General features: G+C 58.8%; 13 protein-coding genes. All 13 read left to right on the top strand.

Annotated elements, in window-relative coordinates; all coding sequences use genetic code 11:
* Positions 1–9 precede the first annotated feature (9 nt).
* The 13 genes from flgG to AACL53_RS18860 all read left to right on the top strand — a co-directional run bounded on the left by flgG (position 10) and on the right by AACL53_RS18860 (position 12,700).
* Positions 10–798, top strand: coding sequence for a flagellar basal-body rod protein FlgG (gene flgG / locus AACL53_RS18920; RefSeq protein WP_339086105.1), 789 nt, complete (start codon positions 10–12; stop codon positions 796–798).
* Complete coding sequence (gene flgA, locus AACL53_RS18915; RefSeq protein WP_339086104.1) at positions 798–1,286, top strand: flagellar basal body P-ring formation chaperone FlgA; 489 nt, start codon at positions 798–800, stop codon at positions 1,284–1,286. Before flgG ends, flgA begins: the two co-directional genes overlap by 1 nt.
* Positions 1,283–2,392, top strand: a complete 1,110-nt coding sequence (locus tag AACL53_RS18910; protein WP_339086103.1) for a flagellar basal body P-ring protein FlgI — start codon at positions 1,283–1,285, stop codon at positions 2,390–2,392. The genes flgA and AACL53_RS18910 overlap by 4 nt, the downstream gene beginning before the upstream one ends.
* On the top strand, positions 2,389–2,940 hold the full coding sequence (locus tag AACL53_RS18905) for a MotE family protein (RefSeq protein WP_339086101.1): 552 nt from the start codon (positions 2,389–2,391) through the stop codon (positions 2,938–2,940). Before AACL53_RS18910 ends, AACL53_RS18905 begins: the two co-directional genes overlap by 4 nt.
* Positions 2,930–3,661 carry a flagellar basal body L-ring protein FlgH gene (gene flgH / locus AACL53_RS18900; protein WP_339086100.1) on the top strand — a complete coding sequence of 244 codons (732 nt, stop codon included), beginning with the start codon at positions 2,930–2,932 and terminating at the stop codon, positions 3,659–3,661. The genes AACL53_RS18905 and flgH overlap by 11 nt, the downstream gene beginning before the upstream one ends.
* A 24-nt stretch (positions 3,662–3,685) precedes the next feature.
* A complete protein-coding gene (locus AACL53_RS18895) occupies positions 3,686–4,171 on the top strand; it encodes a flagellar basal body protein FliL (protein ID WP_339086099.1) in 486 nt (161 codons plus the stop codon).
* Entirely contained in the window at positions 4,168–4,911 is a 744-nt protein-coding gene (gene fliP, locus AACL53_RS18890) for a flagellar type III secretion system pore protein FliP (protein WP_339086098.1), read from the top strand. The genes AACL53_RS18895 and fliP overlap by 4 nt, the downstream gene beginning before the upstream one ends.
* Before the next feature lie 219 nt (positions 4,912–5,130).
* Positions 5,131–6,087, top strand: a complete 957-nt coding sequence (locus tag AACL53_RS18885; protein ID WP_339086097.1) for a flagellin — start codon at positions 5,131–5,133, stop codon at positions 6,085–6,087.
* Positions 6,088–6,278: 191 nt separating this feature from the next.
* Positions 6,279–7,973 carry a flagellar basal-body MS-ring/collar protein FliF gene (gene fliF, locus AACL53_RS18880; protein ID WP_339086096.1) on the top strand — a complete coding sequence of 565 codons (1,695 nt, stop codon included), beginning with the start codon at positions 6,279–6,281 and terminating at the stop codon, positions 7,971–7,973.
* Positions 7,970–8,557, top strand: a complete 588-nt coding sequence (locus AACL53_RS18875) for a hypothetical protein (protein WP_339086095.1) — start codon at positions 7,970–7,972, stop codon at positions 8,555–8,557. The genes fliF and AACL53_RS18875 overlap by 4 nt, the downstream gene beginning before the upstream one ends.
* The gene (locus AACL53_RS18870; RefSeq protein ID WP_339086094.1) at positions 8,554–9,861 is read left to right on the top strand and encodes a MotB family protein; all 1,308 of its coding nucleotides are present in this window, start codon (positions 8,554–8,556) and stop codon (positions 9,859–9,861) included. The genes AACL53_RS18875 and AACL53_RS18870 overlap by 4 nt, the downstream gene beginning before the upstream one ends.
* Entirely contained in the window at positions 9,858–11,144 is a 1,287-nt protein-coding gene (locus tag AACL53_RS18865) for a hypothetical protein (protein ID WP_339086092.1), read from the top strand. Before AACL53_RS18870 ends, AACL53_RS18865 begins: the two co-directional genes overlap by 4 nt.
* Positions 11,141–12,700, top strand: coding sequence for a flagellar hook-length control protein FliK (locus AACL53_RS18860; RefSeq protein WP_339086090.1), 1,560 nt, complete (start codon positions 11,141–11,143; stop codon positions 12,698–12,700). The genes AACL53_RS18865 and AACL53_RS18860 overlap by 4 nt, the downstream gene beginning before the upstream one ends.
* The last annotated feature ends 5 nt before the right edge of the window (positions 12,701–12,705 follow it).

Raw genomic sequence — 12,705 nt, 5'->3', positions numbered from 1 at the left:
TCGTAAGTCATGAGAGCGCTTTCAATTGCTGCGACCGGTATGTCGGCACAGCAGACCAACGTTGAAGTGATCGCCAACAACGTCGCGAACATCAACACGACGGGCTTTAAGCGCTCGCGCGCTGAATTCGCCGATCTGCTCTATCAGACCGACCGCGCGGCCGGAACGGCCGCACGCGATGACGACACCATCATTCCTGAAGGCAATACGATCGGCCTCGGCGTTCGGACCGTCGCCATCCGCAATCTTTCCATGCAGGGTGCGCTGGCATCGACGAGCAACAAGCTGGATCTCGCCTTGAATGGGCGTGGCTACTTCCAGGTCCAGGGCGAGAACAACGAGATCCTGTACACGCGCGCCGGCGCTTTAAATAAGAATGGGACGGGGCAGCTCGTCACGCTCGAGGGCAACCTCGTCATCCCGAACATCACGATCCCGAATACCGCGACGGACGTAGTGGTCAACGCTGCGGGCCAAGTTTACGCGGTCATCGGCGCGACCGGAACGCAGCAGCTTCTCGGGCAATTGTCTCTCGCGAATTTCGCAAACGAGACGGGCCTTGCGCCACTGGGCGGCAACCTCCTGCAGGAAACGCTGGCTTCCGGGAGCCCGGTGATCGGAGCCCCCGGCGACGAAGGCTTTGCGACAATCCAACAAGGCTATCTCGAAAGCTCCAACGTCGACCCCGTTAAGGAAATCACCGAGCTGATTTCCGCACAGCGCGCCTATGAAATGAATTCCAAGGTCATTTCCGCCGCTGACGATATGTACAACGTCATCACCAAGGATATTCGCTGATGATACGGGTGCGCAGCATGCGGAACACGCGCGGCTTCGCGGCAGCGACGCTGCTGGCGATTTTCGCCGCATCTGCTGTTGCGCACGCGACGGAAGGCGGCCGCACAGTTTTCGTTCCGCGCGCCGTCATTTATCCGGGCGACGTCATCACGACGGAAGCACTCATAGAGCGCAAACTGCTGGTCGGTCCAAACAACCCGCCGGTTTTTGGGGAACGTTCGGAAGAGCTTCTGGGTAAGGTCGCTCGCCGCACGTTGTTGCCGAATGAGCTGATCCCAGGCACGGCCGTCAAAACGCAGGAACTCATAAAGCAGGGCAAGACCTACAAGCTCTCCTATGAGTCCGCCTTCGTATCGATTGTTGGTGTCGGCGTGCCGTTGCAGTCCGGATCTGCCGGCGAAATCATAAACGTACGCAACCCCGAGACGGGGCTCATCATCAAGGCGCGCATCAGGGCCGATCAAACACTCGCGGTGGACGATCAATGAGATTGGCCGCTGCACTATTCTTTTTTTTTCTCGGCTTTGCGCACGTTGCCGAGGCCGGCACGCGCATCAAGGACATAACCGACCTCAAAGGCGTCCGGGTTAATCAGATCGTCGGCTACGGCCTTGTCGTCGGCCTGAACGGAACGGGCGACACCTTGCGAAATTCGCCGTTCACGCAGCAGTCGGTTCAGGCGATGCTGGATCGCATGGGCATCAACATTCGCGGATCGCAGAACGAGCCGCGGACGAGAAACGTCGCAGCCGTCATGGTCACGGCGGAACTCCCGCCGTTTGCTTCCAAAGGCTCGCGCTTCGACGTAACCGTTTCATCCATAGGCGACGCCAAGTCGTTGGCTGGCGGCTCGCTCGTGTTGACGCCGCTCACTGGCGCCGACCAGAAGATCTATGCGGCCGCACAGGGCCAAGTCACGATTTCGGGTTACCTTGCAAAGGGAGCGGCCGAATCCATAACATCGGGAATTCCGACACGCGGCAGAATTCCGAACGGCGCCATCGTCGAGCAGGACGCTCCGGGCGCGTTTAGCGAGGAAATGCCTCTCGAGTTCGAGCTTCGCAATCCCGATTTCACGACGGCCGTCCGCATCATGGACGTCATCAACGATTTCGCAAAAGAGCGCTACGGCATGCCGATAGCACGCGCGAAAGATCAGCAATCAGTAATGCTGCGTAAGCCGCCGCGTATGCTGTCGTCGAGGCTGCTAGCGGAAATAGGCGAGCTTGAGGTCAACCCGGATCAGTCCGCGCGCGTCGTTATAGACGAGCGGACCGGAACGATCGTAATTGGCAGCGAAGTGCGCATTTCGACGGTGGCGGTTGCTCATGGCAACATCACCGTTCGTGTTACCGAAACGCCGAAGGTCTCTCAACCGGCACCATTCTCCAGGGGAGGAGAGACGGTCGTCGTGCCCGATACGGAAGTCGATGTGCAGGAAGCGGGCGGAACCGTGCAGATCGCGCGCGGAGCCAATCTGCGTGAGCTCGTATCGGCCCTCAACAGAATGGGGCTGAAGCCCATCGGGATTATCGCAATCCTGCAAGCCATGAAAACAGCGGGTGCGCTGCAAGCCGAGCTGGTGGTTCAATGAGATCGTTCATTCGCCTGACCTCGGCCCTTCTCGCTCTGATGCTGTTTGCTCCGGTCGTCGGGGCCGAAGATGCAAAGCCAGACGAAAAGGAATTGGAAGTTCTGCAGATACCGGCGCCGTCTGCCCCGGAGTTGAGTCCGGCTCAGCAGTACTGTTCGAGCGTTCTGGACGAAGCGACCGCCGCGCAAATCGCGCAGCAGACCCGCAATCTGGAAAAGGCGCAGAAGCAGCTCGACGATCGGATCGGTCTGCTCTCAGAAAAAGCAGAAGTTCTAAAAAGCTGGATCAAGATGCGCGAGGATTTCACGGTGCGCGCGACGGAGTCTCTTGTCCAAATTTATAGCAAGATGAAGCCCGACGCCGCCGCCGCACAACTCGCGGTAATGGATGAGATGGTCGCCGCAGCGGTCGTGTCGAAGCTCACCCCGAAAGTGTCGAGTCTCATAATGACCGAGATGGAAGCCGCCAAGGCGGCGAGACTGTCGGCCGTTATTGCGGGCGCTGGAGAAATCGTGGTTCACCCGGAGCGTAAGCCCGATGTGCAGTAAACTACGTTGGGCAGCGCCGGCAGTCGCTGTGCTCTCTTTGCTGCTGACGGCGTGCGCCGATCAACTGCGCGAAATCGGCCGCGAGCCGACATTGTCGCCGGTCGGAAGTGGCTTGGCGCCGGATCGTACGGCGCATGTCGACCTTCCCGTCACGCCGGTCGCTTACCACTCGGGCAATTCAACGTGGCAGGATTCCGGGGCCGATCTCTTTCGTGACGCGCGCGCCTTGCACGTTGGAGACGTCGTGACGGTGAAAATTCAAATCAACGACAAGGCCTCGCTGGATAACAACCTGAATCGGTCGCGCGATGCGAGCGTCGGGCTCAAGTCGTCGGCGGACTTCGATTTCGGCTTCGGCGGCACCGGGCCGTCCGGCTCCGGCAAGCTCGATGGCAGTCTCGATCGAACGACGTCCACGGGCTCGAAAGGTGCGATCGCGAGATCCGAAAGCATCAATTTGCTTGTGGGTGCAGTCGTCAGCCAAGTGCTTCCAAACGGCAACCTTGTCGTGAGTGGGTCGCAGGAAGTGCGCGTCAATTATGAACTTCGCGTTTTGAACGTTCAGGGCGTGATTCGTCCGCGTGATATCGCGACCGACAATACGATCTCCTACGAGAAGATTGCCGAGGCCCGCATTTCCTACGGCGGCCGGGGGACTGTGATGGAAATCCAGAAGCCACCGTATGGCCAGCAGATTCTCGACATCGTGTCTCCGTTCTAGGCAGGGATCGGGGGGCGTCGGCACATGGCGGAAGACAAAAACGATCCGGGCGGCGGCACCGCGGACTTGGTGAAGTCGGCACTTGCCGCAGCCATCATCGGCGCTGTTGGTGGTGGAGCATTCGGCTATTTCGCGTTGCCGAACGCCGCAAGTGCGCTGGCCCCGGCGTCCGTCGAAGCAATAGAAGAGAAAATGCCGGCTGCCGGCCGGTTTCCGAAGGACGCGCTGGCGGTCGAAATCTCGTCCATCATCGCCGACCTCGAAACTGCACCGAGAATGAGGGTCCGCCTCGATGTCTCGATCATCGTTGCGCATGGAACGCCGGAAACGACGACATTGAGGAATGAAGTGAAGGAGGATGTGATCGCCTATCTAAAGGGGCTCACGATCTCCGACTTTCAGGGCGTAAGAGGATTCCAAAACCTGCGCGAGCAACTCGACGACCGTGCGAGAGTGCGCGGTCGCGGCGCAATCCTCGGTCTTTTGATCGGCGGCTTGGTACTCGAATGACAGTACGCAGAATTTTCGCCGCAGCGGCTGCCTTGGCTCTGTCTTCTGATGCCGCCCTGGCGCAGGCTATCGACCTCCAGACGTTGTTTCCAGCTGGAGATGCAAGCGTCTCGGGCCGTATCGTCCAGCTTCTGGTGGTCATGACCGTTTTATCGGTCGCCCCCGGTCTGCTGATGATGGTGACGTCGTTCGCGCGATTTGTGATCGCGTTTTCCTTTTTGCGGGCGGGCCTTGGCCTCCAGACGACGCCGAACAACCTGATCATCATAAGCTTGGCGTTATTCATGACGCTGTTCGTTATGGCGCCGACGTTCCAGCAGGCCTGGGACAACGGCGTCAAACCGATGGTCGAGAACAAAATCAGTCAGCAGGAAGGGTACACCCGCACGACCGCTCCCTTCCGTGCATTTATGCAAGCCAACGTTCGCGACAAAGATCTTGCTCTTTTTCAAGAAATGTCATCAGAACGTTTCGGCGAGCAAAACAAAGCCGAATCAGACGATTTGCGTGTCCTGATCCCGGCTTTCATGATTTCGGAAATTCGGAGAGGCTTCGAAATAGGTTTTCTCGTAGCTCTTCCGTTTCTCGTCATCGATCTTGTCGTCGCAACGATTATGACTGCGATGGGCATGATGATGATGCCGCCCACGGTGGTGTCACTGCCGTTGAAGGTTCTGTTTTTTGTGCTGGTCGACGGGTGGACATTACTTGTCGGCGCACTCGTTAAATCGTTCGCCTAGGCCGGTGAACGTTGTGAAGTTGATCGCCTAGGCCGGCGATTAACGTTTGGTCGCCAAAAAGTAACTATTGGGAAACAAGTCTCAGTTATTTGAAGTTTGATGACAGAGTGGTCGCCGACATCCGCGCCACAGGCATGATGCCGATCTGTCAAGCCGGAAGACCCGGCATGTCCCCAGTGTGCGTGCGCTTTTTTAGTGCCGAGTAGAAGGACAAGGGACATGGGCATGAGCAGTATCAATACCAATCTTTCCGCAATGACCGCACTTCAGTCGTTGCAGCAGACCTCCAAAGACCTCCTGACGACGCAGAATCGCATCTCGACCGGCTTGAAAGTTGCTTCCGCTTCGGACAACGCCGCCTACTGGTCGATCGCGACGACGATGAAGTCGGACAACGACGCGCTCTCGACGGTTCAAGACGCGCTTGGCCTGGGCAAGGGCACAGTCGACGTTGCATACAACGCGCTGAACCAGTCCATCACGCTCGTCAGCCAAATCAAAGAAAAGCTGACGGCAGCCGCTGCTCCGGGCGTTGATCGCGCCAAGGTTCAGTCGGAAATCACGCAGCTCCAGGAGCAGCTCAAGGGTATCGCCGCTACGGCGAACTTCTCCGGCCAGAACTGGGTTTCGGTTGACTCGTCGGTCACCGGCTACAGCTCGACGAAGTCGATCGTTGCTTCGTTTGCTCGTACAACGACGGGCACCGTTTCGATCGGCACGATCTCGGTTGATACGTCGAAGTCGATTCTCTTCGACGCCTCGACCGCTACAACCGGCGCCAGCGGCGGCATCCTCGACTCGCAGCGCGGTACGACGGGCGCCATCGTGACGACCGGCGGTACGTCGGTCATGAGCATCGATATCAGCTCGCTCACGGACAGCTCGACCGACCAGGCGACGCTGGTTTCGTACATCGCTGGCGTCGATAGCGCGTTCCAGGAGATGACCACGGCGGCGACGAACCTCGGCGCAGCCCAGAAGCGTATCGACCTTCAGACGAGCTTCATCTCGTCCTTGCGGGATTCGATCACGACGGGTGTCTCTCAGTTGGTCGATGCCGACATGAACCAAGAGTCGACGAGACTGCAGGCACTTCAGGTTAAGCAGCAGCTGGGTGTACAGGCACTCAGCATCGCGAACCAGTCGAGCCAGAACATCCTCTCGCTCTTCCGCTAACGACTGAAGCTCGGCGCCTATCAGCGCCGAGCCCTTCACAAAGCTCAGTCTAGCCTAACTGACGCATCAGACGGGCCGCATCCCCGAGGCAACGATCCGCAAGATCGGAATGCCTCGCGGGGGCGGCCCGTCACCTTTGCACAAGGTTCCCTCTCTACCGTCGGCATTTAACTTTGCCGGTAAGGTTGAAGATGGATTGGCGTCAATTCGAAAATCTGTATCAGAGCTTGAAAGGCCTGGGCCGCCAGCGCCTTATGGCCCTCGGAGCCGCGGGCGCGTTCGTCTTCGCACTGATAACGCTCGGCAGCTACTTCGCCTCCCGCTCGAGCTACGACACCCTGTATGTCGGCCTGACGCCGTCGGACATAAGCCGCATGGGCTCGGTGCTGAGCGAGGCGGGGATTGCCTTTGAAACCAGCATCGACGGCACCAAGCTGAGCGTTCCGATCGGTGAGACAGCCCAAGCCCGCGCACTTCTCGCCGAAAAAGGCCTGCCGGGAAGTCAGACCGCCGGATACGAGCTGTTCGACAAGCTCGGCGCATTGGGTCTCACCTCGTTCATGCAAGAGGTCACCCGCGTCCGCGCTCTCGAAGGAGAGCTCTCGCGGACCATTCAGTACCTGAAGGGCATCCGTGCCGCTCGCGTGCACATCTTCCTTCCCGACCAGAACGCGCTGCGCGTCAAGAAGCAGCCGCCGTCAGCGTCCGTCGTGATTAGAACCGACATCGCCGGCGATGCTGCTGCCGCCCCCGCGATCAAGCATCTTGTGGCTTCCGCAATTCCCGAAATGACGCCGGACGAAGTGCAGGTGATCGGCACCGACGGAACAATTCTCGGAGGCGGCCGTAGTGTAGCGGGCGATGCGCCCGTCCAGATGCTCGAATTGGAACGCACCGTCGCCCAACAAGTACAGGATAGCGTCCGCCGCACGCTGGCGCCCTATTTGGGCCTCGACAATTTCGAGGTCAGCGCGATCGCACGACTGAATATCGACAAGCATCAAACGACCGAAACCAACTTCGATCCCGAGAGCAAGGTCGAGCGTTCGACCAGGTTCGTCAAAGAGGCGCAGAGCTCACAGGATTCATCCGGAAAGACGAACGTCAGCGTTGAGCAGAATATTCCGGGCGAAGCGCCTGCGGCCAAAGACCAGACCAAGAAAGCACAGGATCGCAAGGAAGAAACGACGAACTACGAAATCAGCACGAAGTCCGCTTCCACCTCGAGCGAGGGATATAAGGTCGACAACCTCTCGGTAGCCGTGGTCATCAACAAGAAGCGCCTCGCCGACGTCATCGGCAAGGATGCGAAGGCGGAGGACTTCGACAAGCAGGTCGCCGAAATCGAAAAGCTGGCGCTTTCAGCTGCCGGCATCGATAAGAAGCGAGGCGATCTTATCAGCGTCGCGGCTGTGGACTTTGCTCCCTCACAATTCGACGAAGCATCTTCCGCCTCCGGGTGGGCGCCATTGCTGATGGGCCTTGCGGGAACGGGAATAAAATCGCTGACGATACTTCTCGTCGCCGCCATTGTGGTGATGGCGGGCTTCAGACCCGTCATGCGTACGCTGCTGTCGAACGGAGCAGCCGTCGAGGCACCGGGCAACGTCGCAGCACTTCAGTCTCCCCTCGCGTCGATCACGGGATCGGGGGCTGCTCCCATAGATATGCCTGAGATGGCATCGCCATTGTTGGAGCCGGGGGCCAACCCATTCGAGGCCGAAGGCGGAATGGGTATGGGCATGGGAATGGGCTCCGGCTTTGGAACCGGTCTCTCGTTTGGCCGATCGCTCACGCTGGGTCCGGTCGAAAAGCTCGGAGCCATTATCGATAGTGACGAGGAGCAGGCGACAGCCATCCTGAAGCACTGGGTCAAGAACGGATGACGGCGAGACTTCACAGTTCGGCGTTTTCGCTCCTGTCTGACTTCGATCGCGAAAACGGCGACGTCAAGATCGATTTTGAAGCCGAATTAAAGTCGGCGTTCGAGGACGGTTATCGGCAAGGCCACGCCGATGGGAGAACCGAAGCAGACGCCGATGCGGAGCTTCGCCTAACGGAAGCGACAAGCCTTCATTCCGAGCGGCTCGCCGAGGAAAAGCTAAACTGGCAGCGCGACTGCGCCGACGTTCTGGCCGTGCGTTTGGAAAACGTCACGAAACTTATCGAGCTGAGCATCGAGGCGCGTGTGGCGGCGCTGTTGCGCCCGTGGCTGATGGATCGGTTGCGTGAACGCGCCATGAAGGATCTCGAAAACGCCATAGCGCGGGCACTTGTCGAAGGTGCGAAAGTTCACGTCGAGGCACCGGCCGAGATTGTCCAGCATCTTCGTGAGCGGCTGCCGACCGAAGGATTTCAAATCGGATACTCCGAAAGTCCGAACAGCGATATTCGCGCTCACATTGAGGACACCAAGATCGAACTCAATATTTCTGCGTGGATTGCGGCGCTTGAGGCGATGGAAACATGAGCAACGGCCAGGAAGACGTTTCATCGCAACCGCTCGTCATCATTCGGCGGCGGCGCAATACAGACGAGCCGCACCATGGCGGAGTTTGGAAGATTGCCTACGCGGATTTCATGACCGCGATGATGGCTTTCTTCCTGGTGATGTGGCTGATCAATGCGGCGGACAAGAAGACGATCGTCCAGGTGGCCGCCTATTTCAATCCGATGCGGCTGACGGACCGATACGCTGCTCCGAAAGGGCTTGAGGATCTAACGGAAACAGCGACAAAGCCAACAGAGGAGCGCGGCAAAAAGGGCTTCGAAAAGCAGGTCATCAACAGCCAGCAGAAGCAGGAAGCCGAGCAAGAGAGCAAAGAACGTACCGGCGATGCGATGGACGAGGCGGCGCAGAAATCGAGCGCTGCAGCCGGCGGAAAAAGCACCGAAGCTCAAAAGGAACAGGCGCTTTTCGATAATCCGGGCGATCTTCTCGAGAAGCTAGCGGACGAGGCACGCGCCAATTCCCCGACGACGGCCTCTAGCCCCGCCGATGGCAACATCAGCGATCCGTTCGATCGCACCAATCGGCGTGCCGGGAAATCTCAGGACACGTTGAAGCCGGCCTCACAACCGGCGACCGCCGCTCCCCCGCCCAGCGGGGCAAAGGCCGTTGCGAACAATTCGAAACCGCCAACTCCAGAGACCGTCAAACAGACGCCGCCGGTTCCCCAGGCGGCGAGCCAATTCGAGAAGCCGAAGCAACAGGACGTCGTAGCGAAGCAGACGCCGGCGGCATTGGATCAGACGAAGACGGAAGAGAAGAAAGAAGAGAAGAAGGAAGAAAAGACGCACGATAAGGACAAGGATCAGCAGGCGAAAAAGCTCGAAGACGAAATCACAAGCGCGATTTCGAATATCTCGAAAGACCTGCCGCAAGTCGAGGTAAAGGCAACTCCGGAAGGAGTGCTCATCAGCCTGACGGACGACGCGCATTTCGGCATGTTCGAAGTGGGGTCGGCGAAACCGCGCCCCGAGCTCGTCCTCGTGATGGATAAGATCGGAAAGGTTCTACAAGCCCAGCCCGGAACCATAGTCGTCCGCGGTCATACCGATAGTCGCGCATACAAGAACGGCAACTACGACAACTGGCGGCTCTCAGCAGCGCGCGCGCAAATGGCCTATTACATGCTCGTGCGAGGCGGCGTTCCGGAAGCGCGCGTTACCGCCATCGAAGGGCGCGCCGACCGCGACCCGAAAATTCCGTCCGATACGTTGGCAGCACCGAACCGCAGGATCGAAATCCTCGTCAAAGAGGATCAGAAATGAAGCGCCTTGCGCTGATTTCTGCAGCTTTGTTCGTTGCGCTGGCCGGCGTCGCAGCCGGCGCGGCGATCTACTTCCGGCCGGCATTCGTATTCGGCGAGCCGAAATCGGATGAACCTCTCGCTCATGCCGTCCCATCGTATGCCGCAAAGGCGGTGAACGAGATGCAGGCGAGGGACGCCACGCTTCGCCTGGTCGAGCAATTGGGCGCCATCCAGGACAAAATTATACATGGCGACCGTGCAGCGCTTGCCGACCAGGCGCGACTGTTGAGGGATATAGCCGGTGAACTTCGCCAATTCGGTCCGGGAGATTGGAGCGACTACATCAATGTGCGTACGAGCTTGCTCTATGTATTGAGCGGCGGCGACGCGCATGTTCTCACTCCCCTGATCGACGGCAATGTGCTTGGAGCCGCCGATCAGAAATTGGCGGCTGGAATCGTGAGCTTTGCCCAAGGACAGCCAAGGGCCGCTCGGAAATTATTCATGGAGATCGATCCGAGGTCTCTCGACGTTAGCTTAGTAGGTCCTTTCGCGCTGGCTCGCGCCTCGCTCTATCTCGACGATAACCAGGCGAAGGCCATCGAGCTGCTTGATGATGCGCGGCTTGCTTGCCCGCACACCGCAATCGACGAAGCTGCTACGCGAAGGCAAATCCCGATTCTCATTGGCATGGGAGAGAGGAACCGCGCGCTTATGCTGACGACGAGCTACGTCCGCGAGTTCGGGAAGTCCATTTATGCGTCGAAGCTCCTTCGCGAGTTCGCCGAAGCGACGGCAAAGCGCGGCGATATGGATGATCCAGAAATCGTCGATAGGTTGGCCGATTCTTTCGACGACCGGGACATGCCGGTTGCGTCGGAATTGTTTATCGCTGTCGCAGGCGAAGCGCTTCTGCAAGGCAGGTTGAAGCTGGCTCGGGCCGCAGCCGACAGAATTCTGAAGATCGGAAACGCGGCGGCACCCGAAACATTGGATAAAGCTCGCCTCTATCGAGCAGCGGCAGAAGCGCCTTCAGCAGATGCGGGAGATGCTCTGAGGGCGCTGAACCAGATCACGGCAGATCGGCTTTCCGACGACGATACGGAAATTCGCGAAGTGGCGGGCTTTATCGCAAAGAGCGTGGTTGGCAACGACATAGCCGCTGGTCGCGGGGACATCAAAGTGCGGGCGGGTGGAACGATCGCCGAAAACCCGATCCTGCCGAAAGCCGCAGCTGCCCTCGGCAAGGCAGATGCCCTCTTAAACGAAGCCGATCAGATCATCGCACGGAGTGAAAAATGACAGCCCCGGTAAGAGGCGCCGCGCCAGACACGGTCGATCAACTTCTGCAATCTGTTCGTATGCGTGTCGGTTCGCATCGAGATTCTACCAAGCAGTCCCGGGATGGGGACGACAAGTCTGATGACGCGACGAAGGATGCCACCAAGGCCAAAGCGTCTTCGTCCGACAACTCCGTTAGACGCAGCGATAGCGTATCGACGCGAAAGCAGGGCAATTCCAAAACGGATGATGGTGATCCATCGTTCGAGGAAACCTTCGACAGCATCGGTCAGCAGGAGCCAAAAGCCAACGCAAGCGTCGAGCGAAGTGATAATGGGCCGACGATTGCGATTGCGGCTCTCGTAAATGGCAATGGCCCCGGTGACCAAACACCGGATAGTGTCGAGCAGCCTTCCGAAAATATGCAGCGCGCAGCGCGGCCTGGAAATCTGCTGCTGCAGGATAGCATCGCCGCGTTGCTCGACGCGAAAACGCGTCTGGTTCCGAGCGACGACAATACGAAGCTGGTCCAGGCCAACATGCCGAATGCGATGCCGCCGGAGCACAGGGATGAAATCGGCGATGCGACACCCGCGGTCGTCAACAGCCAGGAGACACATTGGAATTTCGCCGAGACAACGGTCGCAGGCGCTGCGTCGCAGCTCTCGAGGCTGACACCTGAGGAGCGAATCACGCCGCATCCTCTCTCGTCCGCCCCTTTCTCGATGCGCGACCTGTCGACTCCCAACCTGTCGACGCCCAACCTGTCGACGGTGGTGCAAAAGAATGCGGACCCATCTTCCAAGACATCGAATGAGCCGCTGCCCCAGCTGCAGCCACAAGCTGTCTCGGCAGCCACGACGGATACGCCGGATAATTCCTTCCTCGCAGATAAAGATCAAACCGGCGCACGCTTTCAACAGCAGACGACCGGGGATGTAGCGAACGCCAGAGTCGCGAAAGCAGATGCATCCGACTCCACCAATCGAGTCTTTTCGATCGAGCCCAAACCCTCGGAGCAGGGCCAACCGAGCGTAAGCGCGCAAATTCGCAACGGTGTCGTTGATGCACTCGCCGGAAAAGCCGGAGACTTGGCACCGAACACCACCGCAATGGACCTTAGGGATCGCGCTCCTGCTCCGACACCGGTATTGCGTTCGCTTGATCTGACGCTCTCTCCAGCGGACCTCGGCTCCGTGAGATTGCGTCTCAGCCTCAAGTCGAATTCACTGGCGATAGAAGCTGAGGCTTCAAAGGCTGCGACAGCAAAAATTCTCAACGATGATCGCACGTCACTGGAGCGAGGATTGAGAGACGCGGGTTACGACGTTTCCAGTTTGAAGATCACTGAGTCGTCATCGAGCAGTTCGGCTAGCTCAAACGGGCAAACGAGTGGATCGCCGTTCCGAGACGGTGATCAGGCGCGCTCCAACTTCACGGGACGGCAGGATGGGGATGCGCAACGGCGCGATGGCTCATCGTCCGATCAAGCGCAGCGTCGTCAGAAGGATAACTCTCAGCAGACATCTGCCGGCGAGTTGCCGAATAGCCGGCAAGGCAACGCAGTCTATATTTAGGTATC

This window comes from Hyphomicrobium sp. ghe19, from assembly GCF_902712875.1.
Classification (GTDB): Bacteria; Pseudomonadota; Alphaproteobacteria; order Rhizobiales; family Hyphomicrobiaceae; genus Hyphomicrobium_B.
The sequence above is the reverse complement of the archived record's forward strand: the minus strand, read 5'-3'. Positions and strand labels throughout refer to the sequence as shown.

What these genes read in the sequence shown, in the direction of transcription:
- flgA (WP_339086104.1), top strand. Translation starts at nt 798, where the DNA reads ATGATACGGGTGCGCAGCATGCGGAACACGCGCGGCTTCGCGGCAGCG.
- flgG (WP_339086105.1), top strand. Translation starts at nt 10, where the DNA reads ATGAGAGCGCTTTCAATTGCTGCGACCGGTATGTCGGCACAGCAGACC.
- AACL53_RS18905 (WP_339086101.1), top strand. Translation starts at nt 2,389, where the DNA reads ATGAGATCGTTCATTCGCCTGACCTCGGCCCTTCTCGCTCTGATGCTG.
- fliF (WP_339086096.1), top strand. Translation starts at nt 6,279, where the DNA reads ATGGATTGGCGTCAATTCGAAAATCTGTATCAGAGCTTGAAAGGCCTG.
- AACL53_RS18910 (WP_339086103.1), top strand. Translation starts at nt 1,283, where the DNA reads ATGAGATTGGCCGCTGCACTATTCTTTTTTTTTCTCGGCTTTGCGCAC.
- fliP (WP_339086098.1), top strand. Translation starts at nt 4,168, where the DNA reads ATGACAGTACGCAGAATTTTCGCCGCAGCGGCTGCCTTGGCTCTGTCT.
- AACL53_RS18875 (WP_339086095.1), top strand. Translation starts at nt 7,970, where the DNA reads ATGACGGCGAGACTTCACAGTTCGGCGTTTTCGCTCCTGTCTGACTTC.
- AACL53_RS18865 (WP_339086092.1), top strand. Translation starts at nt 9,858, where the DNA reads ATGAAGCGCCTTGCGCTGATTTCTGCAGCTTTGTTCGTTGCGCTGGCC.
- AACL53_RS18870 (WP_339086094.1), top strand. Translation starts at nt 8,554, where the DNA reads ATGAGCAACGGCCAGGAAGACGTTTCATCGCAACCGCTCGTCATCATT.
- AACL53_RS18885 (WP_339086097.1), top strand. Translation starts at nt 5,131, where the DNA reads ATGGGCATGAGCAGTATCAATACCAATCTTTCCGCAATGACCGCACTT.
- flgH (WP_339086100.1), top strand. Translation starts at nt 2,930, where the DNA reads ATGTGCAGTAAACTACGTTGGGCAGCGCCGGCAGTCGCTGTGCTCTCT.
- AACL53_RS18895 (WP_339086099.1), top strand. Translation starts at nt 3,686, where the DNA reads ATGGCGGAAGACAAAAACGATCCGGGCGGCGGCACCGCGGACTTGGTG.
- AACL53_RS18860 (WP_339086090.1), top strand. Translation starts at nt 11,141, where the DNA reads ATGACAGCCCCGGTAAGAGGCGCCGCGCCAGACACGGTCGATCAACTT.